Genomic DNA, 25,382 nt, shown 5'->3' with positions numbered 1-25,382 from the left:
TTTTCGGAAAATATTGAATATATTTGCCAACGTATGCGGTGAATGACAACACAAACACCACACAGCACGAAACAAACAAACTTCATGAGAAACTTACTGAAATATCTGCTTCTTCATATCGTATGCTTTGGGGGCTTTTTTTCTCTATCTGCAGGAGAGAATGCACCTCACGAGGATAAATACAATATACAGGATGAAATAATATACTCCTTTCATACCAGTATGGGATTCGATTATCTCACCAAAGAAGAGAGTGATATGATTCCTACAGACAGTATACTCGACTATCTGGAAGCAAGCAAACAATACAAAACTTATTTTGAGTTAGAGCGTGTTATTATTAAATCATTTCTCTTTCGGGGAGAAATTCGTTTTGCTATTGCACAAAGTGAACAGATGTATTCTAAGGCAAGTGTATGGTCCGATCATCTGGGGATGGCTCTTGCCCTGAATGCTATGGGGGAAGTTTATTCTTATACAGGACGTATAAAAGAAGCCGGTGACACTTATGCACAAGCTTTGGAACTGTTCGACCGGTTACATGGTGAAGATATACACATCCGTATGTTGTTGGTCGAATTAGTAGAATACAATTTACGTATCCGGAATTATGCCCAGGCTGCTCGCTTCATGACCCGCCTGAATCGTTATCCGGCAGAGAGGCTATCTGTACAGGAACAGGCTGTCCGTCATATCTTCAATGCCTATTGCCAACTGCTGAATGGTTCAATAAAGATAGCCCGTCAACATTTGGATGAAGTGGAGCCGTTGCGTGAAGAACTGGTTCCCGGCATCCTGCAACATCTTTTGATAGCAGATGCCTTGTATTGGGAGAAAAAAGGTGAATATGAGAAAGCTCTGGAAGCTTATGATACATTCTTCCATACGGATTATGCTAAAATAAACAGCAGTCTGTATAAAGAAACGATGATGAATAAGGCGAATCTGCTTGTAAAGATGGGACGGAAAGAAGAAGCCTACGTACAGTATGGTGCAGTCTTTTCGTACATAAAATCATCTTTCGAGAAAAACTACCCTAAGGAAATCGACCAGTTGACTACCCATTTCCAGGCAGACCAGTTGACTTATCAGAATGAGCAAGACCGGTTGTTTTCATATCGCTTTTATCTGGGTGGCATTATTATCTGTACGCTTGCTTTGTTTCTTTTCCTTTATTTCAGTTGGAAAAAAATATTCCGTTTGAAGGAGTCGAAACGTTCACAGGAATGTATGATACAGAAGGCAGAACGGGCTATAAAAAAGAAAAATATGTTCCTCTCCAATATGAGCCATGAAGTGCGTACGCCGCTTAATGCCATAGTAGGATTCTCCGCTGTATTGTCATCAGACGATGATTCATTTGATGAAGATTCCCGCAAAGAATTCTGTGAAATCATCAAAGTCAATTCTTTCCAGTTATTGAAATTGATTAATGACATCCTTGATTTTTCTGATTTTGAAAATGATAATATCACATTCAACATACGTCCGTATGATGCGGTGAAGTTATGTAAAGAAGTGGTGGAAACAGTATCTGCTTCCCGCAAGCTTGAAGTGGAGTTACGCTTCGATACTGAACTTTCCGACTTAGTAATGGATACGGATGATGCCCGGCTTCGTCAGGTTTTGATTAACTTATTGGTGAATGCCACTAAATTTACCAAGGAAGGTTCCATTGTACTGAAGCTGGAAATGTCCGATCGTAATACAGCTTTCTTTTCTGTCACCGATACAGGATGTGGCATTCCGCTTGAAAAGCAGGATCTGATTTTTGAACGTTTTGAAAAGCTGAATGACTTTGCACAGGGAAGCGGCTTGGGACTTTCTATCTGTAAACTGATTGTTACTTACATGAAGGGACGGTTGTGGGTAGACTCTAACTATACACAAGGTGCACGTTTCTGCTTTACACATCCGTTGAAGTTTCAATCTAAAATGGAGGATACCGCTTTATGAAACATACTATAATCATATTGCTTTGTTTTTTGTGTGGACATGCTTACACGTTGCAGGCGGAAGATGCCAATGCGCAGCAGTATCAGGATAGTATTCTGAAAGTGGCGCAGGCTATGCCGAGTACGTCCGACAAGCTTGAGTATCTGCGTGATATCGTTTATAAGCACCAGTATGCACCTTATAACAAGCCTTTTTCTACGGCTTTGTATCAAGAAGCTTGTGCGCAAAAGAATGTGCCTTATGAGAATCTGGGAGCCTATTACCTTGCCGCCTGTTACGATAAATTGCATGAACCGGATACTCTGGCGTACTGGGTGGATAAACTGAAAAGTTATGTTACTGAAGTGGGCACTTATGACTATTACCTGGAACAGAAAGCCGCTATCAGTCGCGCATTAGCTTCGAAAAGGCAGATAGAAAAGGCCATATATGTGGCTAAAGAAACTTTGCAGGAATCTTTGGAACATCATTCAAATAATGGGGAAATTGCTGCCTATAACAGTCTGGCATGTGCTTATAATGTGTCCAGTAGAGGCGATGAAGCTCTGAAGATTCTCCTGAAGGCTTATCAGAATTTTACACCTCAGACTAAGCCTTTTTTGCGTATCGACATTCTTTCACGCATTGCCCAGGTATATGGTAATGCAGGTCAGGATAGTTTAAAGCGTCCTTATCTGGCACAGATGGATGAAACTTTGCGGGACGTTGTTTCCCGCGAACCTGAAACACGTAAGAATTGGAGCAATTTGAGAATTGACTGCGAGGTAAAACATGTACTTCACTTTATGAACCGTGGGAAGATGGTCGAAGCGCAAGAACATATAGATAAAGCAAAAGCACTGCTGGAAGATCATGTGGATCCGGTATTCTGGCTGAATGTCCAGCTTGTGCAATTACAATATTATTCCCGTACGAAAGAGTATGATAAGAGTATTGCTTTGATTGATGAAGTAACACCTATAGTGTTGAATCATTATGTATCCACGTTTGCCACACTCATCAATTACAAAGCATCCACTCAGATTGATAAAGGTGATGTCGACGGAGCTATTGAAACACGCCGTTATCTGATTGCAGCACAAGATTCACTGGACAATGCTTTCTCGGCCAATCAGTTGCAACAGGTGAAGGAGATTTATCATATTGATGAGCTTTTGCTGGAGAAGCAGAAAATAAAAGATACCAATTATAAGCAAGGTTTCTTATTCTTGATGACTCTATTGGTTTTGATGCTTCTGTTTTATCTATATACCCGCTATCTGTCCCGGAAAATAGCTGTGGCGGAGAAAGTAACAGCGGATGCGGCGATGCAGGCAGAAGCGGATAATGTCACTAAAGATCGCCTGCAATCGGAGATTAGTCATGATATACGTACCCCGTTGAATGTAGTGGTAGGTTTTGCCGAGCTATTGACAGAGTCGAAAGAACTGGCTCCTGAGGCTAAGGTGGAATATGGCAAGATGATACAGGAGAATGCAGAGAATTTGCTGAAGTATGTCAATAGTATCCTGGAACTTTCCCGTTTGGAATCCGGTAAAACAAAATATAAGCATGAAGGATGTGAAGTCATGTCGTTGTGCCGCAAGGGAGTTGAATTTGCCAGACAAGTAGGAAACGGACGCCTTGCCATCCGATTAGATACGAATATCCAGAGTCAGATGATATGTACGGATGAAAACTGGTTCTCTACATTGCTTTCCAGTCTGCTGGTGCCTGCAGAGAACGATAAAAACTCTTACAACATTGTTGTCCGCATCCGTTATGATAAAGAAAAAGGTATCGTAACCTTTAAAATAATCGGTACGCCTCTTGCTAAGTCACGCTTTGAAAATAAAACGACTTTGATTCGTCATGAAATCAATGCGCACTTTATTCATGCTTTCGGAGGTATTTACAAGGTACAGTCAGACACACATGAAGGACCGCTGGTCATCTTCACATGGCCGAAAACGGGTGATTAGATTTTCAGTTGAATGATTCCTCCATAAGGTGTCAGGGCACTGAATGCCTCTTCCGGTTTGACGGTTCCTGCATAGAGTTGTGCACAAATCAGTACGCCACCGTGTGCGAAGATGGCAACTTGTGCGTACTCTTTTTCTTTCAGCTCATCCAGGAAACTGGCAACACGTTGATATTGCATGGCGAATGACTCTCCGTTTGTTGCGGGTACATTCATATAATCGGTATACCACTCTTTCAATCTCGGATCACTTATTTCATCAAACTTCTGCATTTCCCAATCTCCGAAGTTTATTTCCATAATTCGTTTGTCATGTTCTGCATCCGGGTATCCACAATAGGTCGCGAGGCGTACGCAACGAGATAAAGGACTGGTATATACGTGATCGAAATCCCTGCCTTGCGGACGGTAAGTCTTCAAATTCTCAGAAGTAATGGCAGCTTCCTGCTCAAAACTGTCACGCAAGGGGACATCTGATTGTCCGTAGCATACTCCGGGAGGGACGTCGACCGAAGTGTGTCTGATAAATGTAACTTCCATAGGATGACTATTTTAAATAAGCATTGATAAAGTCTGGATTACCGTACCTGATATGTGCATATAGCAAGATAGCGGCACCCAGATAGAATGATAGTTCACAAAGCAGGAATGTAGCTCCGCAGCAGTCTCCCGTATAACCTTGAAGACGATGTTTCATCAATCGGTACAGGAAGATAAATGTGAGAATCGGGCAAATTGTAACGAGCCAGAAATCTATCGGCAGGAATAATACGATGGGGAAAAGTCCACAGATGAATCCTGTCAGCAATTCTTGCCAGGTCATACGGTCGTACACAACTTTAGCCTTGCTGTCTTCCTCTTTTCGTGCATAAGGCAAATAGTTGATAATTTGAGATGCACAGAATTTAGACCAGCAATCGCCGCAAATGACAAGGGCGCAGATTAACTTTAACGGTAGATTTTCCAAGAGTAAAAACAATAATAGGAAATAACCTATCAATCCTATGACTCCATAGCTTCCTATCTGAGAGTCTTTCATGATGGCAAGTGTGCGCTCTTTGGTTGTTCCTCCACCGAAGCCGTCGAAAAAGTCGGCCAATCCATCTTCGTGCAGGCAACCTGTGATGAGCAGACGTGATAGGATAGCGAGCAACCATGCGATAGATATGGGCAGCACCTGGGCAGTCACCCATAGAACACCGACCATGATACCGCCCGTTAACCATCCGGCTAATGGCCAGTAGGGAACGATACGCTTGAAGTACTTTGCCGGGACTTCTTTGATCCTCCAGAAAGGAAGGCGCGTGAAAAATATGAGTGCTGCGAGGATTTTCATATAGTTAAAAATACTTTGTTATGGATGCATGTGCAAAGTTATCCATTTCGTTAATCATCAGGATGGCGGATTCTACAATAGGATAGGCGCAAATAGCACCTGTTCCTTCGCCCAGACGCAATCCAAGATTCAGCAATGGTTTTACTTCCATGTTGTCGAGCAACAATTTATGTCCGGTTTCATCTCCACAATGCCCGAAGATGGCATAATTCATTACTTCGGGATATAGTTTGGCAGCAGCCAGAATACAGTTTGTCATGATGAAACCATCTACCAGGATAATTATGCCTAGTTCGGCTGCCTGTAGCATGGCACCTACTGCCATAACCATTTCCAGTCCGCCGAAGTAACGGATGATATCACGCGGTGATCCGTCTCCTTTATAGTGATCGAGCGATTGTTTCAGCACTTCGTATTTATGGCGGATACCCGCATTATCCAGTCCGCTACCTGCTCCTACACATTGTTCTAAAGGTATTCCGGTGAAACAGGTCATCCACATGGACGAAGAAGAAGTATTTCCTATACCCATTTCTCCAAAACTGAGCACATTACTGCCTTCTTCATGGCAGCGGCGTACCACTTCTGCACCGCGTTCCAAGCAAAGCTCCATTTCTTCTTCCGTCATGGCTGCCTCATACAGATAGTTCCGTGTACTTTTTCGTACTTTCATATTGATAATACCCTTGTCGTATGGTAAATCATAATCTACACCGGCATCTACTATTTTCAGGGTAAATCCATGTTGGCGACAAAGGAAGTTCACTCCTGCACCTCCATGTAGGAAGTTACTGATCTGTTGCCAGGTAATTTCTTTGGGTGAAAGGCTGACCTTTTCTTCTACTATGCCATGATCGGCAGCAAAAATAATATTCTGCGGATGTCGCAGGGTGGGGGACAGGGTTTGTTGTATCCAGCCTATCTGCAAAGCCAACTCTTCAAGAGTGCCCAATGAACCTTTCGGTTTAGTTAAATTATTGATTTTATCAATCAATGCCGGGCGGATACTCTCGTCCGGTCGTACGATTTTAAATGTTTTCATCTGTTTATTGTTTTATCACTCTATCACTTTACTACTCTATTGCTCTCTCATTTTACCTTCACCTCTATCCCTGATACCATCAGCCATACCTCGTTTGCATGTTCGGCAATATATTGGTTCATCCATCCCTGCATATCTGTAAATTTACGCTGGATTTCATTATCCGAAGTAGCTCCCATACCAATTTCATTGGTGACAAAGATAAAAGTGGCATCTTGCTTTGTAAAGCGGTCGAATTCTTCCTTGGCAGCTTCCAAGGCACTGTCAGTATCTGCATTTACATCAAAAAAGAAGTTTGTACACCATAAGGTTACGCAGTCTATCAATACAGTTCGCCCGGATAATTGATGACGGCTTAGCTGTTTTTCTTCCTCGATATTTGTCCATTCCGGTCCACGTCTTTGCTGATGGCGGATGACGCGTTGCCGGAATTCTTCGTCCCAGATGCGTGCAGTAGCAAGGTAAACAGGATTAGGAGAAAGGCTTAGTGCCAGTTTTTCTGCATGGCTACTTTTACCTGAGCGTGCCCCTCCGGTGATTAGTATGATTCGTTTCATGGATTTTTCACTTTTGTGGCTGTAAAAGTACATTTTTATTTTTGAATATAAAAAAACTTCTTTTACCTTTGCACCGTCTTTGAATGGGATAAATGCGGAAGTAGCTCAGTTGGTAGAGCATCAGCTTCCCAAGCTGAGGGTCGCGGGTTCGATCCCCGTTTTCCGCTCTTTTGAAAATCAAGCAGTTACAAGGGATGTAATTGCTTTTTTTTGTGCTATTTATATAATTCTAAATAAGGAAATGAGATACATTTTTCACCGTTTACTTTTTGGTATAATGGTATCTCATAGAGAAGACGTATATTTCAATTGTATCCTCATGAACTGAATAGATGATTCGATGTTCTGAATTTGCAACTCGCTTACACTGCCAAATCTGAATTACGTTCCGGAAGAAACAATGCGCATAAAGTGTTGTTTTCATTATTGATATAATGTTGTATTAGAGCAGAAATAGAAATGAACCATGTATTTGTTGTTTTTGTTTTGCAACATAATAGTTATCTATATTAAAAGATAAGGATATTTGTGATACCTTGTAACATTTGTTACAAATTCTATTTTAGAATAGCACTAAATTTGCATTAATCAATTTAAAAAATAAATGAGATATGAAAACTAATACAACATTTGCGTATGCAACAGTATTTAATATCGCTGGAGAGGTAGACTATGCCAGTGGTGGAATAGTTAGTAAACAGATTATTAAAAATCAGGCAGGAAATGTAACTCTATTCTCTTTCGATAAAGAACAGGGGTTAAGTGAACATACTGCACCTTTTGATGCTCTGGTACAAATTCTTGATGGGGAAGTTGAAATACATGTCGGAGGTATCCCTCACAGACTAAAGGCAGGTGAGATAATCATTATGCCGGCTAATGTCCCCCACGCATTACATGCAGTTGAACGTTTCAAGATGTTATTAACTATGATAAAAGGAGAAAACAATGAGTGAATTGATCAATAGTTCAAAAGGAAAGACTTACTCAATACCTGATCCTTTAATTGTATAATGATGAAGCGCCTGAACAAGTGAAAGAAGGCTTGAAGGAACTTTTTATAGGCACTACCCACAATTCTATGTAAATAGTAGATAGTGCCTTAACTAAATTTAGCTAGCTCTTCTGCATTTTGCATCATTAGGTTCGAATACATAGGCATGAACTGCATTTTTGACGGATTCTTCCAGGAAAATCATGGTACGGCGCACGTTAATATATCGCCAATCCAGTGAATTGCTATCCAATGTACGGGCGCTCCAGATTTTTATGCCTTCGCCGATAAAGGAACGTATTGCATTAATTGCCTTGCCATTTACAGGTACATTTAGATCCTCTTGTTCCCTGTTATTGATGTTTACCTCCGGTCTGTTAACGTAATTGACTGAAACATTTGCAGGTGCTTTCCATACACCGCGCGTATTATCCACCATGGTGTAGATACCTGCCATGGCTGCGGAAGGTGGCAGTAAATTAAGGGATGCCTTCACAGTCTTTATCATCGACTGATATATGCTCCAGTTCTGCAATAAAACTTGATGAAATTCATTCTTTTTATTATCCGGCGTTTCCTAGTTCTTTATGATTTCATCAATTGTTGCATTTGCATAATTCAAAATGCCGGAATCTTTGGGAAAGAATGCCTTGAAATCAAGCTCACTCTCAGCAGACCAAGAAAACATATCGGTTGTAATATCTTTATCTCCCAGTATTGTTGTCTCAAGCCACGGATAGTAGGCTGCTCCATATGACAGGCCATTGTTGCCGATATTGGTCTGGAACTCTTTTACTTGCTCCATCATAGTCTGATTCTCCGAACTTTTGGCTTGAACATCAAGAATAGCAAAACGATTCTGCATTTTACTGCAATGATCCAGAACCATCGTTTGAATATTTGCACAATCCGGAGAATGCACTGCTTCGGGGATCACAACCATTGTTATTTCCCGCTCTTTTTCAAGAGCATTGATCGCATTGCTCATCATATTCTTGTTCAGCAGTTGGTTGTCTTTATAGTTTCCTGCTGAAAGAACATAGCAAGTACCGCCTCCATTAGCAAAGAACATCAACATCTGATAGTAGAGAGTGAAGCGTTTTTTTTCTTTTCTCTGGGCTGTAAATATATACTTTGTGGTTGTTGTATCAGTTTTGGTATACTCCTTCTCATACGTAAACAGGCAGTCTGTAATAGTGCTATTCGACTTTTTAATACTTAGGATAAACTTTTCTTCGGGGCCTTGACCGAAATAGTTCATATATTCCGCCATAGAGGAAATTCTCCATGGTTTACCTTTAGTATCAGGAGCTTAAAGCCCCCGATATTGCCCTTTTGCATCAAAGCACGGACACGCCTTGTGTATGGAATTACTGAGCTGATAATGTCCCAATATGCTGGCTTGCGGATAATCTGTTTTCAGTTGTCGCAGCAAATCGAGTAGGGAACATTTCTGGGCATACGTCCTTGTATCCGCCGGTCGGCCGCATTCATCCAGTCCGCCTTCGTAGCAGATGCCGATGCTCTTGTCATTCCATCCTGTAGCATGTGCTCCGATCTGGTGAACCGGACGACAGATGTGTACTTCACCGTCACGTGTGATGTAGAAATGATATCCGATGCTTGCAAAGCCTCTTGCCAAATGACATCTTCGAAGAGCTTCTACGGAGAAATTCTTGTTACAGCGTGTTGCTGAACAATGAACTACCAGGAGTTTTACCTCCCGATAGTTCTGATAAAAACTTCCTGCTCTCATAGTCTATTTCATGCAGGAATTTAGTCCGAATATGCCTGCCAGGGCAGATGCCACGGCAATTACCACTTTGATGATCATACTCCAGGTTGAATTTGATTTTTTTTCCATATAACTGTTATTTAGTTATTAGTGATTTAATGATAGCGCAGCCTTTAATTATTAATTCTTTCATTATTAATTTCTAAAGGCTGCGCCTTTAGATCCTATCCCAGCGGATCATCCTCTATACCTCCGTCGCCTCCTGAATTTCCACCTCCACCGGTGTTTCCTCCATCGTCTCCTCCTGGTGTGGGCGTTTTGGAAATATCCACAGTGGTCTGTCCTGCCTTCTGTGCTTTGAGCACGGCGCGTGTGGCAGCACGGGTAGGGACCGGTGAGAACTCCATACCGGCGAAGATGTTTTTCAGATCTTCTCCGGGGATAAACTGAATATTGACTCCGGTAATGTTGGCAGCCGTGAATTTCTCCGCCGTTTCCGCCCCCCGGCTGGTTATCTGTAACCGGAATTTTCCCAGGTCTCCGAAGTCTACCTGTTCTCCTGCCCGCAGGCCGTCAATCATATTCTCGACGGTAGCGATGATAACGGCAGTCACGTCCGCCCTGCTGGCGGTGGTCTGCGATGATACTCTCTTGGCGAGTGCTTTTAGTGATAACTCTTGCGAAACCTGCGCTTTCGCATACGCTTTTTTGGCCTCTTCCTGATTCATTGGATTGCCCATCATTGCAATACTGTAATTCAATGCCATAGTTGTGAATTATGAATTAAAAATAAAAAATGAAGGATGAATTTCACCCGTGTAAGTTCAGTGAAATACTGTGCTTCCCGTGGTGAACGAAACAAAGGTACGATGTACTGAGGGGTGAATAATGAAAGAGATTATTCCTTCATGAAACTGCATGATAAAGAGTGAAAAGTATTTGCCTAAGGTGAGCTATATGTAATATAAAATGCTTATCTTTATGCTATGATAATCAATAAAATAACTCTTATGAAAACAAGTAATGAAAATGAAAAGGCCCCTGAAGAAGCCTGGCCCGTACGCCCTTACTCCAAACGTGAGCTTGCCGAGGCTTATGCTCCGAATATCTCTCCCGTGTCTGCCCTGAACCGCTTGGCACAATGGTTTAGATATAACCTGCAACTGAGCGAAGCCTTGCTTCAGACAGGCTATAAAAAGCGCCAGCAGATATTTACTTCCATGCAGGTGGAATTGATATTCAGGTATCTGGGAAGACCTTAGATCGTTGATAAATAAAAAGATAAGAAATACTATTGTCAACAATTGATAGTATCTCTTATCTTTATATCGGTTCCCCTTTATTTGAGGAACAATTTGGTTTGATGCCACTTCCCGGTCAGTTCATCCGGTACGAAGTCTTTCGCCGGATCATCTTTGTATTCTTTCCATGGTGACTGTGACCATACGAAAGGCTTGCCCTTGAACCAGGCTACCCCGTACAGCATCCAAAATGAAGTTTTCGTGCCTTCATCGGACGGTTCGTACTTTAGACCTGAAAGTAATTCAAGAACCTTGTTTGCAGAAAACGCCTTAGAGTCGACTGCTCCGTCAGGAATGGTTCTGGGGTATTCCGTTGTTCCAAATCCCAAGTCCCAACGTCCATAGATGGACAGTGGCTCATCATCTGCTATGTGGGTAATCAATGCTTTTGCGTCTTCCTCATTGTTCACATTCCCAATCATGTCAAAGAACTGCACTCGCCTGAGTGGCCTGTTGTCTGTGGAGCCTAAGTCATACGCCACTTTTTTGAATACCGGATAGTTTACTCCCAAGATATATTCATTAGTCATCAGGTGCTTATCATAATCCAAATCCGGATCGAATTCATTTTCAGGTTCATATTTCCCGGTTAAGCAACTATCCTTTCCGCACCTTAACATTGCAAAGCGTTTATAACTCATTTCTATCAATGACATTTCTTTCGTATTGGCATCAATAACCATATAACCGTTCAGATAGGTGCCCGAATTGCTGATTTTTATGTAGTTGAAGAAATCGTCAATATCTGTCGCGAACATTTCGGCAGCAGCAGAACGCCAACACAGCCATACTGCCTCTTCTTTTTGCGACTGCGACATGGGATTGTATGAATAACGGTGAGTGGTTTCATTGAAGCAAATGCCATGTTTGTTGAATCCAAAATCCATGTTGCTGCCTACTTGCCCGAAACAATACGAATTCTGTGACACAAAGTCGATCCCTCCCTCATTATTGCGGATTGTGTAGGAAATCGTGTGTGAATTCGACAGGTAGCCGCACCAACTGTTGTGCGTCCATACGATGTCTCCGTCATCTGTCCGTTTGACGAAAGCGGAACAATGGTCGGGCTTGTGCAAACCGTATGTGCTTTCCAGTGAGTTGGCCACGGCATCCATCAAGTCCATCTGAGTATTGATAAAGTAGATGTCTCCGAAAGATATTTTATCTTCCCCGTAGCCTAAACTGAATGTATCCCAATTGAAAAGGTCATTCTTCACTTCGTCAATGGAGCGTATATACCCGCAAGACAAGGCATCGTATATACCCCACATTCGATAAAATAGCCTTTCTATCGCTTTCACATACTTGCCAATAGCCGGTTCTTCCCGATTGTCTCTTATCCATTTTGTAGTAAAAAGGTAGTTGCTTTTCAGCGAATTTTCCGCTTTCTTCAAGTCTTTCGGTTCCGGAGGGCACGTATGGGGAAATGTATGGCTTGTGTCACACAAGTAGGAGTTCTTCCAAGTATTGTTGCGTGATGCGCGTATCATATCCTTGCCCTGTAATTCTCCCTGTATGAACCCGGCAACATACTCGTTGGTAAGGACATCCGAATGCTCGTGCGTGGAAATTATAGAAAAATTCCAGCAATTGTCCTTAAACTCTGCATATCCTACGCAGGATTTCCCCTTCTGAATCCTGTTGAATTTTCTGTCTTCTTGTTGTGTCATATCATTCTAATTTTAGTGGATTTAAATATTGTTCCCTTCCTTGATTTCAGTCGAGTTAAATATTTCCAGTTCATGTTACATTTTGATGTGGAAAATGCAATTTTTATATAGGCTGAAATGGACTAAGACAAAAATAACGGGAAACGATCATATATAGATTCTAAAATCAATAAATTTTAAAGAAAAATCGTATAGCGTTGGTATTTAGAATGTTAATTCTGAAATGGCATTCTTTATTTTACGATTTCAAACTTTTTTTGACGATATCGAGTGGGGGTAAGCGAGCTTTATCTCAGGGGGAATAATCCTATAATGCGCAAACCGAACGCTTATATCTGCGTTGGCTTGCGCACTTATCTGTATCGGCCAACGCTTATATCTGCGATGGTCTTCTCACTTATCTGCATCGGGCGATGCACTTATGTCTGGCAATACCCGGCTCCACTTATTTGAATCCCTTGTCCACTTCATCGTTTTGTATGTCCACCACTTCATATTCCGTACTTCCCTGTTCATTCCTTCTTGTCCGGAAACCGTACTTTTCCAGTGACATTACCAATGTCTGTATGGTCTGCCTGTTCACCTGTATCTTTCCGTAAATGGCGATCTTGCTGAGTATGGCTGCCGCCGGCATCCATTTTATGCAGTAATCCTGCGGTTGCGGCTTGCGGAAGTATACGAGCAGGTTCTCCTCCACGGGATCTTTCATGCGGTGCAGTTCATTGTGCCGGTTCAGCTCGTTTATTTCCTCTCCTTCATACCAGTACCGGTATCCTTCCTTTATCAACGCGTAGGCCTGCGCATATATCCCCTCATAATTGACCGGTGTGCGATAATCCAGTGTAATGATGGAGGAGGGGAGGAAACGCCGGTTTCCGCCTATGTCCTGCAGGCATTGGCGATTGTTCGTACTGGCAATGAAGGATGCATGCCGTATGAAATTGTATGCCTGCATGTCGTATGCTTTCCGCTTCGTCACGCTTTCCTGTGTGATGACCCGTTTCAATCCGGCCAGATCACCTATCCTGGCCCCTTCAAATTCTTCCATATTGATGATGAGGTGCGTGCTGAGCAGCAGCTGGTGGTCCTTGTTGTCCGGGTTCACCATTCCGTTCCGGTAATACTCCCTCCACTGGGGAGGTAAGAGCCTGCGTATCCAGGTACTTTTTCCTTTTCCTTGTTCGGAGTACAGGATGATCACAAGATGGTTGACCTGCTCGTCCTGCAGTGCACATGCCAGCATTCCCACGAACCACCTGCGGAAACTTTCTTTCCAGAACTCCTGGTCTTCCGCCTGTACCGTATTCGCCAGCCGGCCGATATAATCTGTCTCTCCATCCCAGGGTTCCAGTTTTTCTACGTAGTCTGTGAACGGGTTGAAATCCCTGGCATAGGTGGAGTCAATGACCGCCTGCAGATAATTCCTGAAACACTTGATGCCTGCCAGTTGCAGGGCCAGGAATATGGAGTTGTAGCTTCTTGCCCTCATAGGTCGGAACCCGCCTTTCCATCTCTCTTCTTTCTCATCGAAGTTTAGGTATTCCAGCCTGTCTAGTATTACATTCCTTCGGATATCATAATGTGCCTTCAGGAAGTCGAGTACTTGGTTGATAATGTCCGGCTTCTCTTCCTTATGATAGATGGCTGCTTCCTCCGTCTTGTCGGTATAGATGTATGCATTGTGTATGGGCACAGCCACATCGAACCCTTCACCGCCGAAATTTTCCTGAGCCAAACGAATTGCCACGCCCTCTTCCAATGCTTTTGCATAACATTTGTTTCCCAGAGCGAATATGAAGCTGTCCCTGCTTCCCGGTTCGAATTTAGCAATCCTCTTTACTGCGAGTACCGCCTTGTTGAATTCCATCCTTTCCCACGGCTCAGCTTCCGCCTTATCACTTATCACCCTATCACTTACCGCCTTATCACTTACCACCTTATCACTCTCACTCATCGCCTTCCCACTCTTCTTTCTCCCCGTCTGCGGTTTTTCAGGCGGCACAATACCGGTCAGTATCTCATCGACCTCTTTCATAAGTTCTTCATTCAGATATGCCTTTTCATCGAAAGAAGTGAAGAATCCTCTTGATATATCCTTTCCGCTTCCGTCCACCTCCACGTCCAGCAGCTTTTCATAGTATTCTTTGCAGGTATCATACATCATCCTGTGATATTTTTCCAACGCAGCAAAGTCCTTTTCTCCGTTAGAGAATGTCTCCCTGAGAGTGGTGGCATCTTCCGTCTGCAGGAACACGAATATCTTGAATCCATGTGCCTTTGGAGTGAGGAAACTGCCCAGCGTGTTAGGATCCTTGTTGATTTTCTCCCTCAAGTCTTCCAACTTCTCTTCGGGCTGGTCGTCAATGTCCAACAGGATGACATGCGTGTACCTTGTGATGCTGTAAGCTTGTCTTTTTTCGCTGTATCCTGCCGTGACGGTGTAGAATGGCAATTGCTTCTTCACATTGTTTGCCTCTTCTGTCTTTCCCTGGCTGACGAGCAGTCTTATTTTGAATACAAGTTTTGCGTGTACTCCCTTTGTGATGTTTTCAATTACTTTTCTCAGGGTTATCTCTCCCCGAACGTTGCTGAATCCGCTGTATGCGGTAACCGGAATATTTTCCATTTCTTTGTTAGTTGTTTTAGTCTGCCTTGTTGGCGGTGCGAAGTAGGGTATAATATCCGGAATGACAAAAACGCCTTTTCGGTTGAAAAAGGCGTTTTTGCACAATTTTGAATTCCTACATCTTTTCCTTCTTCTTTTCCATTCCCGCTTTCTCTTCCCTGATTTCTTTCCTTAAGCTAATGATTTCGGTATTAATGCTTTCCAACGTCAGAAATCCTTCCTCATGCTTTCCTTTTTCGAACCTTGCCATGCGGTACAGCTTCCTTGCCAGATGCTTTGTTCCTTTGAGTCCCGCCTCTTTTTTATGATGGATAAGCATGTTTATCCAGGGAGTGAGGAACTCTATTCTTTCTTCCGCCCTGACTATGACCTGCTGGTCAACCGGTTCATTTTCAACCAACAGGATGTCGATCCTGTTTCCTTTTCTCTCGATCTCGATGCCGCAGGCATCTTTACTTATGAGCTCAATGCTCAAGATTGTGTTTTTTTAATCATAAAACCACAATTTTAGATGTTAGTAATTTATTTTAAATTTGCATTCGAAAGCAAAATTAACGGTTATTCTCGTGAAATCTGTCATAATGGTATAGAAAAATGAAACTTTTCTGTTCTGTGTGTGATACACAAAACGATGTAATAGGTGGTAGCCCTACCTACCTATTAATATAAAGTGTGTGTAACAAGGTCTAAAGAAAAAGTAGGGAAATACGCGCCTGTGCGTATGTATACGTGCGTACATTATTATAAAAGAGAAATATGATGTTAGGAAACTGTCGGGATGAGGTTGCGATAGTTGAAATAGATACATGAAACGGAATGAAAGCTGATGTTTCAAGAAAAATTGTAATGGATGTGGGGTGTTTTTTAATCGTTCGTTTAATATGCGCAAAGATAATGCCTTGAAATGAAATAACAAAATATTCTGATAGATAAAATCGATTTTCTCTTTAATAAATGTCATATGTTACTAATCCATAGTGAGTTATCCCTGAAATAAAATTGTGATTTTAAACTTGTTTTTTTATCGAAAGAATCTTAGGGAAGATACAGGTTAAAATGCCATCTTTTAAACGAACGATTAAAAGACGTTTTTCTTTATTAATCCATTCGTCTTCAATATATTAAAAGTAGATAACGACTTGATTTATCTATTTCGGCTTGAAAGAGGAAATGTCTTGCTCAAGCCGCGAAGCGTATCCATACCTAAAGTAATATCCTCGATTTTATTTATTGCAAGTGGTTGAAACTCAGAAATATTGGTTTGCAGCTCGTACACGTGATAAGCAAGAATTTGCAATCGGCAAGTTTCTTGAGAAGCTGAAATCAAACGAAAATTTGGATATTGACTATTATCTGCCGACTAAAATTGTAATATCTCAGTTGAAACACCGTCGGAAGCGTAGTGTAGTCCCTGTTATCCGCAATTTGATTTTCGTTTGTGCCACCAAGCAAACAGCCTGTGACATTTCTAATGTTTATGGTGTACAGCTTTTCTATATGAAGGATCTTTTCACTCACTCCATGCTTGTCGTTCCCGACAAACAGATGAAGGATTTCATGTTTGTCATGGATTTGAATCCGGACGGTGTCAGCTTTGACAATGAACCTCTCACAATAGGGAATAAAGTCAAGGTCGTTAAAGGCGATTTTCGTGGTATTGAAGGAGAAATTGCTACAGAAGCCAATAAGACATACGTCGTTATTCGTATTAATGGTATTTTGACAGCCAGTGTAAAAGTACCAAAATCCTATCTGAAGATAATAAAATAATATTTAATCATATCATACTCATATTTCAATGAATGATCTGCTTTCTTGTGCTCGTGAGCTTCAGCATTTGGCTCATAAGCTTATGTATCTTGGCATGGATGGTGAACCCATCTATTCAGATGATTTTACTCGACTGAACAAGGAGGTTCTTGTAGAATCGGATTCTCTTTTTGCCGCAAAAAGTTCCGGTATCGAAGAAGAAGCCAACCTTTGTTTAGCTCTTCTGATGGGCTATAATGCCACCATCTACGACAATGGAGATAAAAGAGAAAAGAAACAAGCTGTTTTAGACCGCATCTGCAATATTTTGAAACAGCTTCCCCCTTCTTTGCTAAAAGTCCGTTTGCTGGCTTTTTGTTATGGGGAGATTTATGAAGAATCCTTGCTTCAAGAGGCCTATGGCATTATTGATGGTTGGGACAAGGCAACTTTGAATTCTGAACAAACAGAAATCATAGAAGAGTTGAAAAATATTGCGGATAATCCTTATCCGTTTGAGGAGATAGAAGAGTAAGATTAGAAGATTTGTCTGATACGTTAAGACATAAAACTGTCCGTGGTGTTGGATGGAGCTTTATTGATAACATAGCCAGTTCCGGTATCGCCTTTTTGGTGGGATTAGTGCTTGCTCGTTTATTGACTCCTGCGGAATATGGCGTAATGGCAATGATAGCTATATTTATAGCTGTTTCCACTTCCATTATTGACAGTGGTTTTTCCAATGCACTTATCCGGAAAGTACACGTAAAACGAGTTGATTATAATACTGTTTTCTATTTTAATCTGACTGTCAGTATTCTTGTTTATGTGCTTTTGTATTTTGCTTCTCCGGCCATTAGTGTATTTTTCAAAGAACCCATCCTGGTAGAAGTTACAAGAGTTATAGGGTGGGTGTTGATTATCAATGCACTTGCCATCATCCCCCGCACCCAATTTGTGAGGGAGGTAGATTTCAAGACACAAACAAAAGTCTCTCTGATTTCCTCTATCAGTAGTGGAGTTATTGGAATAGGAATGGCATTAGGAGGTATGGGGGTGTGGAGTTTGGTTGGTCAGCAACTTTCCCGTCAATTTCTGAATACACTATTTTTATGGATATATAGCAAATGGCATCCGGTATGGGAATTCTCTACGAAGAGTTTTAAAGAACTCTTTGGTTTTGGATCCAAACTATTACTCTCGGGCTTGTTGGACACTATTTATAAAAATATCTATTATATCATCATCGGGCGTTTCTATACTTCTGCGCAATTGGGCCAATATACCCGTGCCGAGCAATTCAATACGATATTTTCCAGTAATTTGACCACCGTTGTCCAACGTGTCAGTTATCCGGTTTTAAGTTCTATTCAGGAGGAGCCGGAACGCTTGCGTGAAGCTTATCGGAAGGTGATAAAGATTACCATGCTGATAACCTTTGCCTGCATGTTGGGATTGGCTGCTGTAGCGAAACCTTTGATTATTATCTTGATAGGCGAAAAGTGGTTGCCTGCCGTTTACTTTTTGCAAATCATCTGTTTTAGCGGCATGCTTTATCCTCTTCATGCCATAAATCTGAATATTCTTCAGGTGAAAGGACGTTCGGACCTATTCTTGAAGTTAGAAATTATAAAGAAAATAATAGCTGTTGGTCCCATTGTTATTGGTATCTTTTGCGGTATTGAATATATGCTTTGGGGAAGTGTGATAACTTCGTTTATAGCTTATTTTCTGAATAGCTATTATTCGGCAAGCTTAATAGATTATCCGACAGGAAAACAGATAAAAGACATACTTCCCACTTTTGTAGTTTCTTTAGTGGTAGCATTTGTCATGTGGGGACTTTCTCATTGGAATATTCCTGTTTATGCATTATTGTTCATTCAGATTTCGGTAGGAGTATTCTTAGCTTTAATTATTTATGAGAAACTGCATCTTGACGAATATCTTGAGATCAAGCAGTTGGTGCTTTCTGCGCTCAGACGTAAGTAGAAAATCAAAAACAAATTAATTGTAGTAAGATGGAAAATAAAGTAATTACGGTTACTTCTCCATTACTTCCTTCACTGGACGATTTCATTCCTTATCTGCAAGACATCTGGAATCGCAAGTGGCTGACCAATAATGGTCATTATCATCAGGAATTAGAGAAGGCGTTGTGTGAATATTTAAAAGTACCTTATATCAGTCTTTTTACTAACGGTACGTTACCTTTGATGTGTGCACTCCAGGCGTTACGTATAACGGGAGAAGTAATCACGACTCCTTATAGTTTTGTAGCTACTACCCATTCTTTGTGGTGGAATGGCATAAAACCTGTGTTTGTTGACATTGACCCCGAAACTTGCAATATTGATCCCGATAAGATAGAAGCAGCAATTACCCCAAAGACTACAGCTATTATGCCTGTACATGTTTATGGAAAACCTTGTGATACGGAACGCATTCAGGAGATAGCCGATAAATATGGACTGAAGGTGATTTATGATGCTGCCCATGCCTTTGGGGTGGAGGTAAATGGAAAGTCAATCCTAAACGCAGGAGATATGTCAACATTGAGCTTTCATGCTACGAAAGTTTATAATACTATAGAGGGAGGTGCGCTAATCTGTCATGATGAAAAGACAAAAAAGCGTATTGATTATTTGAAGAATTTCGGTTTTGCGGGAGAGACAGAAATAGTTGCTCCTGGTATTAATGGGAAAATGGACGAGGTTCGTTCTGCTTATGGCTTGCTTAATTTAAAGCAAGTGGATGCGGCTATTGAATCCAGGCGTCAGGTTGCTGTCAAGTATCGGGAAGCATTGAAAGATGTTGAGGGTATCAGTTTTATGGAAGATATGCCGGGTGTACGTCACAACTATTCTTATTTCCCGATTTTCGTGGATGCTGAAAAGTATGGCATGACCCGTGACGAACTTTATTTTAAGATGAAAGAGCAGAATGTGCTAGGCAGGCGATATTTCTATCCGTTGATAAGTGAATTTTCTACTTATAAGGGATTGGAAAGTTCATCTCCTCAAAAACTTTCGAATGCAATGAAGATGGCGAATTCTGTTATATGTCTCCCAATATATTACGGACTTAATAGGAAGGATATTGAGAGGATACTTAACCTTATAGTGAAATGAAACAGAAAAGAATAATGCTTCTTGGAGGACTTAGATATCTACTTCCGGTAATAGATGTTGCCCATAAGCTGGGACATTATGTTATAACTTGTGATTATCTTCCGCATAATATAGCACACAAATATTCTGATGAGTACTGTAATGTTAGTATTATAGACAGAGAAGCGGTTTTGGCTGTTGCAAGAGAAAAACAAATAGACGGAATTATGTCTTTTGCGGTTGATCCAGGAGTAACTACTGCTGCGTATGTAGCAGAACAAATGAATTTACCACAGGCAGGCCCCTATGAATCTATTTGTATCCTCCAAAATAAAGATCGCTTTAGAAAGTTTCTTGCAGAACATGGGTTCAATGTCCCGCAGGCAAGAGCGTATGTGGATTATAAGGATGCAAAAGTAGATGTGAATGCCTTTAATTTTCCAATTATAGTAAAGCCTACTGATTCAGCAGGGAGTAAAGGTGTTTCAAGAGTTGATGAAATTGAGTGTTTTGAACAAGCATTTTATTATGCAAAAGAGTATTCAATATCGGGGAAAGTAATAGTAGAAGAATTCATTGAAAAACAAGGATGTTCTTCGGATTCAGATTGTTTTTCTATTAATGGAGAATTGAGTTTTGTTTCATTTTCTGCACAAAGATTTGATGACTCAGCTTCTAATCCTTATACACCTTCTGCATTTAGCTGGCCATCTACGATGACGTTGGAACAAGAGTCTGAACTTACTTCAGAACTTCAACGGTTACTTACATTATTGCATATGAAAACTTCTATCTACAATGTTGAGACAAGAATTGGTGTAGATGGGAAGGGATATATAATGGAGGTTTCACCGCGAGGAGGAGGGAATAGATTATCTGAGATGCTTAGATATGCTACAAATATAGATCTCATAGAGAATGCAGTGAGTGCAGCAATTGGTGATGATATAGGACAAATATCTCAATGGTCATATAAGGGGCATTGGGCAGAATTTATTCTTCATTCAAATACATCGGGATTTTTTGAGCAGATAAGGATTGCACCGGATTTAAACGATTATGTTGTAGAGACTGATTTATGGTTGAATAGAGGGGATAATATATCTTCGTTTCAATGTGCTAATAATTCTATTGGAACAATTGTAATGAAATTTCCCAGTAAATCAGCATTAGATAAAGCTATGAACGAAATAAATATGAAAGTGTTAATTGATATAAAACAATAAATATGAAAATTTTAGTGATTGGGCAAGGAACCTTGCATTGGGGTAGATTGGAGTTTGGTAATATTGGTAATTATTATATCATTGAACCTTTTTTCAGAGAACTTCACCGTGTATTCCCTCATGCAGCAATACAGACAACATTTCAGATGTCAGATGAATTTCAAAGTAAGGAGCAAATAACTTCTGTTCCGATGGATGAATATTACTCATGGACAGAGAAAGATTTGCCATTAGCATATAAAGAATATGCTATAGCAAGTGTATATGAGCAGACAGGTACATTGATAGATACCACTCCTTATATAGAAGATGTTTTGAGCTCTGATTTGGTTATAGATTTTTCAGGAGATATATGGGGACAAAATGCAGATTTAGTAGGTTCCAATAGGTTTTTAATAGGTCTGTTGAAAGAACGATGTGCACAATTATTAGGTAAGCCTACTGCTATGTTAGCAGGTTCTCCTGGTCCTTTTAATAGAGACTCTACTTTGGACTTTGCACATCTGGTCTTTAATAACTTTGCTCTTGTAACTAATAGAGAGGAAATTAGTAAATCTGTATTGAGTGATTTTGGATTTGACGTTTCCAATGTATATAGTCTGGCATGTCCAGCGTTTGAATTTGAACCTGCTACATTAGCCCAAATACAGCAATATATAGAAGGTACACCATTAGCGAATAAACAGAAACCTGTTATCGGTTTTGTGCTATGTGGGTGGAATTTACTCAAGGGGCCATTTAGCAGAGAGAATTGGGAAGATCAGGAATTTGATGGTTACATAAAAATGATAAAGCAAATGGTTGAAAAATTTAATGTTGATGTTTGTTTGATGTCTCACTCAAATGGTTTCCAGGTTCCTCCTGCTGAATTCGAGTTAACAAAAGGGCGCGATTATCCCCTTATAAAAAGAATATATGAACTATTAACCAAAACAGCAATAGCAGATCGAGTTTATTTATTTAATGGAATTTATACTCCAGCAGAAACAAAAGCGATTATTGGTCAGTTTGATATGCTTATTTCTGGAAGAGTTCATGCTGCAGTTGCTGGTCTTTCTCAATCTGTACCAACTATGATTATTGATTATGGTCATGAGCCTAAAGCGCATAAATTACGAGGATTTGCACAAGTGGCTAATGTTGAAAGGTATGTAGCAGACCCACATTCTTTTAGTGATATGATATCTAAAGCATTTGAGGTATATGAAAATAGAAAGGGTATTAGACGTATGCTTATTGATAGAAATAAGGAAATAAAAGCACTTATTAAACAGAATTTTGACTTGTTAAAGACTATTGTAAAATAATATTTAAAATAGGACGAATTTTAAGAACTACTTGCTTGTAAAAAATATATAAAATAAAGTTTTACATGAGAAACTGATAATAGTAGCTGTGAATTTATAGGCTATACTAAATCATATATAGTTATCGGTATAGATTTTAGCCTTTATGCTCATTAATATGGATATACAATATTTACATAATTTTTCGACCTTTAATGACATCTATAAACATCTGAAAGAAGTGTCTCCATTTTTTCTTCCTCCTTTAGAAGAAAGGGTTGATATTGAAGAATATGCAAATAAACTTTTCAAATATGCCCAAAGAGAAGAAGCTTATTATGATGGGGAGCTGGTGGGGCTTGTTGCATATTATTGTACTGAAGGAGAAAAGGAGGCTTTTATAAGCAATGTGAGTGTACAACAATGTTTTTCACATAAAGGGATAGCCACATTATTATTAAATAATACGAAGAATTATCTTTGTAAAATAAATGTGCATAAAGTAAAAATGGAGGTTGCTAATGATAAGAATATAATTGAATTTTATAGGAAGAATGACTTTTATTTGGATAGGGAAATAGATTATACAAAGTTTATGATGGTATCATACTTGGATTGTCCTAAACCTCTAGTTAGTATAATTTGTTTAGTTTTCAATCATAAAGCTTATATAAGACAATGTTTGGATGGTTTCATAATGCAGAAGGTGGACTTTCCGATAGAGGTGTTGATCCATGACGATGCTTCTACAGATGGTTCTAAAAAAATACTTTGCGAATATGAAGAGAAATATCCAAAATTGTTTAAACCAATATATCAAACAATAAATCAGTATTCTAAAGGGATACCTGTTTCATATACTTATCAGTATCCACGATGTCTGGGAAAGTATGTGGCTGTATGTGAAGGTGATGATTATTGGACTGATCCTCTAAAATTGCAGAAGCAGGTGAATATACTTGAGTCAGACAAAAATATAGGCTTTGTTTATTCAAAATTCCAATTAGTCAATTTAGACAATATGCTTATTGAAAACTCTTCAACTGTGTCAAATCAATTATCCCACTCCAAAACAGGATATTTATTACCCTCTTTACTGCGCAATAATTTTCCACAAACTCTCACTGTTATGTTTAAGAAAGAACTGTTGGCTAATTTCGACAAATATTATAGTTATGGCTATGATTGGCCTCTCTTCATTCACATATGTGGAAAGTGCAAATCGGTCTTCTTAAAAGATGTAACCGGATGTTATCGGATAAATCCTAATGGAATGATGGCTTCCGGTACATTGAAAGATGTGGATAATGGTGGTTTTACCACTTTAAATGGAGCTTTTAGAGCGTATTTGTGCGGGGAATATAAAGCTGCTTCTATTTTGGATAAACTGAAAATTAATGTGTATATGTATTATCGCCTTTCTAAAGGTGATATCAAAGACTCTGTAGAGTTGGAGAACTGTGTCAAAAGTCGTTTGCTGTATCAACTAATGCGAAGGATGACATTTGTTTGGGCTTTTCTTCTAAAAAAGAAATGATGAGCGTTTTTGTTGTAATGCCATTAAATTTTTTGCTGTATTTTGGTACCTTCATTTTTTCTTATAGAAAATCTGGGTTCACTATATATTCCTTTGTATGGTTGATGTATTCTATATTTGCGGCTTTCAGTGTTTATCTCTGTTTGTCCGGATTATATTGGAGTGTTATGTATACATCATCTTATGAATACGAACCACTTTCTCCAATACCATTTTTTATCAATTATTTTTGTGTTTATTTGATATTAATGCCTCTGAATAAAATCAAGGTTGAGAAAATGAATTTCTCAACCTTACTCTATTCCCGGAGAAATTGGAATATAGTTTATGTCTTATTTGCTATTGATATTATATATGCATTGATTAAACTAACACAGCTGAAAACAGCCATTTCTTTCGGTTTTGGGAATATACATAGCATGGGAGGAGATAATATTTCAGATTTGTATTATAGTGGGAATCCATTAGCTAGACTTTTTAATTCTATAGGACGTTTTTCACATGTGATGATTGTTCCTTTTGTTTTATTATATATTTTCAGGGGTTATAAATGTGCTGAATGCTCTAAAAAGTTCTTAGTGTCTTATTTGATAGTATTTTTATTTAATGCTCTATCAATAGGTTTGACTACAGGGTCAAGAGCAAATTTGTTTTTTGGCATACTAAATCTATCTTTTTTCTTCATTCTTTTCTGGAATACTATGTCTTACAGATTCAGAAGAAAAGTTTTGTGGGTGGCAGTTGCTGTTGTCGCAATACTGTTTGTTGTCGTTGCTCAAATTACCGAAGAACGTTTTGGGGAGAATGTAAAGAGGACAGCAGTGGATTCAATCTATGAATATCTTGGAGAAACATTTCCTGTTCTAGGTTATGAATATTGGGACAAAGTGAATTTTACTGGAGGAAAAAGATTGTTTTCTGAGTTTTTTAGCTTATTTGATAGTAGTTTTAAAGCTGGAGATAAAAGTGATTGGTATCATTATACAGGGGTAAGAGTGGATTGGTTCAAAACGGTGTATGGTGATTTATATATAGAGTTTGGTCCCGTATTGCCAGTAATAATTCTATTTATTATAGCTTTTTCCTTTACTATATACTTACGAAAGGGGAGTGGAGTATCCTGCTATAGGATAAGTGTTATTTATAAATATTATTCTTTTTCTGTAGGAGGAATATTTGGCTTCCTTAATATGTGTTCTATTTTTGATATAGTGGTAATCTTTTTGACTTTCTTGATGCCTTATTTTTTGCAAAAACAATTCTGCTCCAAATCAATCGTTAACACGTTAGACTGAAA

The 25,382-nt window shown here is 39.8% G+C and carries 24 protein-coding genes and 1 tRNA gene; 13 read left to right on the top strand and 12 right to left on the bottom strand.

Annotated elements, in window-relative coordinates; translation table 11 throughout:
• The first annotated feature begins 84 nt into the window (after positions 1-84).
• Together BACINT_RS10875 and BACINT_RS10870 are read left to right on the top strand one after the other, a co-directional pair.
• Positions 85-1,956, top strand: a complete 1,872-nt coding sequence (locus tag BACINT_RS10875) for a sensor histidine kinase (RefSeq protein ID WP_007662976.1) — start codon at positions 85-87, stop codon at positions 1,954-1,956.
• Positions 1,953-3,917 (top strand): sensor histidine kinase, encoded by a 1,965-nt coding sequence (locus BACINT_RS10870; RefSeq protein ID WP_007662975.1) that lies wholly within the window; start codon positions 1,953-1,955, stop codon positions 3,915-3,917. Before BACINT_RS10875 ends, BACINT_RS10870 begins: the two co-directional genes overlap by 4 nt.
• Here BACINT_RS10870 and cobC read toward each other — a convergent pair.
• The 4 genes from cobC to cobU are packed head-to-tail and all read right to left on the bottom strand — an operon-like array spanning position 3,914 to position 6,851.
• Positions 3,914-4,456 (bottom strand): alpha-ribazole phosphatase, encoded by a 543-nt coding sequence (cobC, locus tag BACINT_RS10865; protein WP_007662974.1) that lies wholly within the window; start codon positions 4,454-4,456, stop codon positions 3,914-3,916. The genes BACINT_RS10870 and cobC overlap by 4 nt on opposite strands.
• Before the next feature lie 7 nt (positions 4,457-4,463).
• Positions 4,464-5,252: an adenosylcobinamide-GDP ribazoletransferase gene (locus tag BACINT_RS10860; RefSeq protein WP_007662973.1), complete on the bottom strand. Its 789-nt coding sequence runs from the start codon at positions 5,250-5,252 to the stop codon at positions 4,464-4,466.
• A 4-nt stretch (positions 5,253-5,256) separates the two neighbouring features.
• Positions 5,257-6,294 (bottom strand): nicotinate-nucleotide--dimethylbenzimidazole phosphoribosyltransferase, encoded by a 1,038-nt coding sequence (cobT, locus tag BACINT_RS10855; RefSeq protein ID WP_007662972.1) that lies wholly within the window; start codon positions 6,292-6,294, stop codon positions 5,257-5,259.
• 47 nt (positions 6,295-6,341) lie between these two features.
• On the bottom strand, positions 6,342-6,851 hold the full coding sequence (cobU, locus tag BACINT_RS10850; protein WP_044155001.1) for a bifunctional adenosylcobinamide kinase/adenosylcobinamide-phosphate guanylyltransferase: 510 nt from the start codon (positions 6,849-6,851) through the stop codon (positions 6,342-6,344).
• A 94-nt stretch (positions 6,852-6,945) separates the two neighbouring features.
• Here cobU and BACINT_RS10845 point away from each other — a divergent pair.
• Positions 6,946-7,018: transfer RNA gene (locus tag BACINT_RS10845), tRNA-Gly, on the top strand.
• A gap of 444 nt (positions 7,019-7,462) precedes the next feature.
• The gene (locus BACINT_RS10840; protein WP_007662970.1) at positions 7,463-7,807 is read left to right on the top strand and encodes a cupin domain-containing protein; all 345 of its coding nucleotides are present in this window, start codon (positions 7,463-7,465) and stop codon (positions 7,805-7,807) included.
• A gap of 156 nt (positions 7,808-7,963) precedes the next feature.
• On the opposite strand, the gene BACINT_RS23320 is transcribed toward BACINT_RS10840, so the two are convergent.
• The 5 genes from BACINT_RS23320 to BACINT_RS10825 all read right to left on the bottom strand — a co-directional run bounded on the left by BACINT_RS23320 (position 7,964) and on the right by BACINT_RS10825 (position 10,347).
• Positions 7,964-8,341, bottom strand: a complete 378-nt coding sequence (locus BACINT_RS23320; RefSeq protein WP_232288759.1) for a phage tail sheath subtilisin-like domain-containing protein — start codon at positions 8,339-8,341, stop codon at positions 7,964-7,966.
• 81 nt (positions 8,342-8,422) lie between these two features.
• Positions 8,423-9,118, bottom strand: coding sequence for a hypothetical protein (locus BACINT_RS23315; RefSeq protein ID WP_007662968.1), 696 nt, complete (start codon positions 9,116-9,118; stop codon positions 8,423-8,425).
• 39 nt (positions 9,119-9,157) lie between these two features.
• Positions 9,158-9,601, bottom strand: a complete 444-nt coding sequence (locus tag BACINT_RS10830; RefSeq protein WP_007662967.1) for an N-acetylmuramoyl-L-alanine amidase — start codon at positions 9,599-9,601, stop codon at positions 9,158-9,160.
• 3 nt (positions 9,602-9,604) lie between these two features.
• Positions 9,605-9,709 carry a smalltalk protein gene (locus BACINT_RS24180; protein ID WP_021967359.1) on the bottom strand — a complete coding sequence of 35 codons (105 nt, stop codon included), beginning with the start codon at positions 9,707-9,709 and terminating at the stop codon, positions 9,605-9,607.
• Between the two features lie 95 nt (positions 9,710-9,804).
• Positions 9,805-10,347 (bottom strand): HU family DNA-binding protein, encoded by a 543-nt coding sequence (locus BACINT_RS10825; RefSeq protein WP_007662966.1) that lies wholly within the window; start codon positions 10,345-10,347, stop codon positions 9,805-9,807.
• Between the two features lie 243 nt (positions 10,348-10,590).
• Here BACINT_RS10825 and BACINT_RS10820 point away from each other — a divergent pair, with 243 nt between their 5' ends.
• Positions 10,591-10,842, top strand: a complete 252-nt coding sequence (locus tag BACINT_RS10820; RefSeq protein ID WP_021967357.1) for a DUF4248 domain-containing protein — start codon at positions 10,591-10,593, stop codon at positions 10,840-10,842.
• Between the two features lie 77 nt (positions 10,843-10,919).
• Here BACINT_RS10820 and BACINT_RS10815 read toward each other — a convergent pair whose 3' ends face one another.
• The 3 genes from BACINT_RS10815 to BACINT_RS10805 form a co-directional block, all read right to left on the bottom strand.
• Positions 10,920-12,551: a phospholipase B family protein gene (locus BACINT_RS10815; RefSeq protein ID WP_007662964.1), complete on the bottom strand. Its 1,632-nt coding sequence runs from the start codon at positions 12,549-12,551 to the stop codon at positions 10,920-10,922.
• A gap of 445 nt (positions 12,552-12,996) precedes the next feature.
• Positions 12,997-15,177: a VapE domain-containing protein gene (locus tag BACINT_RS10810; protein WP_044155000.1), complete on the bottom strand. Its 2,181-nt coding sequence runs from the start codon at positions 15,175-15,177 to the stop codon at positions 12,997-12,999.
• A gap of 115 nt (positions 15,178-15,292) precedes the next feature.
• Positions 15,293-15,652, bottom strand: a complete 360-nt coding sequence (locus BACINT_RS10805) for a hypothetical protein (protein ID WP_007662962.1) — start codon at positions 15,650-15,652, stop codon at positions 15,293-15,295.
• Between the two features lie 761 nt (positions 15,653-16,413).
• Between BACINT_RS10805 and BACINT_RS10800 the strand changes: the two genes are divergently transcribed.
• The 8 genes from BACINT_RS10800 to BACINT_RS10765 all read left to right on the top strand — a co-directional run bounded on the left by BACINT_RS10800 (position 16,414) and on the right by BACINT_RS10765 (position 25,380).
• Positions 16,414-16,947 (top strand): UpxY family transcription antiterminator, encoded by a 534-nt coding sequence (locus BACINT_RS10800; protein ID WP_007662961.1) that lies wholly within the window; start codon positions 16,414-16,416, stop codon positions 16,945-16,947.
• A gap of 28 nt (positions 16,948-16,975) precedes the next feature.
• Positions 16,976-17,461 (top strand): UpxZ family transcription anti-terminator antagonist, encoded by a 486-nt coding sequence (locus BACINT_RS10795; RefSeq protein WP_007662960.1) that lies wholly within the window; start codon positions 16,976-16,978, stop codon positions 17,459-17,461.
• 11 nt (positions 17,462-17,472) lie between these two features.
• On the top strand, positions 17,473-18,918 hold the full coding sequence (locus tag BACINT_RS10790) for a lipopolysaccharide biosynthesis protein (RefSeq protein WP_007662959.1): 1,446 nt from the start codon (positions 17,473-17,475) through the stop codon (positions 18,916-18,918).
• Between the two features lie 29 nt (positions 18,919-18,947).
• Complete coding sequence (locus BACINT_RS10785; RefSeq protein WP_007662958.1) at positions 18,948-20,057, top strand: DegT/DnrJ/EryC1/StrS family aminotransferase; 1,110 nt, start codon at positions 18,948-18,950, stop codon at positions 20,055-20,057.
• Positions 20,054-21,262 (top strand): ATP-grasp domain-containing protein, encoded by a 1,209-nt coding sequence (locus tag BACINT_RS10780; protein ID WP_007662957.1) that lies wholly within the window; start codon positions 20,054-20,056, stop codon positions 21,260-21,262. Before BACINT_RS10785 ends, BACINT_RS10780 begins: the two co-directional genes overlap by 4 nt.
• Before the next feature lie 2 nt (positions 21,263-21,264).
• Positions 21,265-22,569 (top strand): polysaccharide pyruvyl transferase family protein, encoded by a 1,305-nt coding sequence (locus BACINT_RS10775; protein WP_007662956.1) that lies wholly within the window; start codon positions 21,265-21,267, stop codon positions 22,567-22,569.
• Between the two features lie 157 nt (positions 22,570-22,726).
• The gene (locus BACINT_RS10770; protein ID WP_181996168.1) at positions 22,727-24,085 is read left to right on the top strand and encodes a GNAT family N-acetyltransferase; all 1,359 of its coding nucleotides are present in this window, start codon (positions 22,727-22,729) and stop codon (positions 24,083-24,085) included.
• On the top strand, positions 24,082-25,380 hold the full coding sequence (locus tag BACINT_RS10765; RefSeq protein ID WP_044154998.1) for an O-antigen polymerase: 1,299 nt from the start codon (positions 24,082-24,084) through the stop codon (positions 25,378-25,380). The genes BACINT_RS10770 and BACINT_RS10765 overlap by 4 nt, the downstream gene beginning before the upstream one ends.
• The last annotated feature ends 2 nt before the right edge of the window (positions 25,381-25,382 follow it).

The organism is Bacteroides intestinalis DSM 17393, assembly GCF_000172175.1.
In the GTDB taxonomy this organism is placed as follows: domain Bacteria; phylum Bacteroidota; class Bacteroidia; order Bacteroidales; family Bacteroidaceae; genus Bacteroides; species Bacteroides intestinalis.
Note: the sequence above shows the minus strand (reverse complement) of the source record. Positions and strands in the feature narration are given on the sequence as shown.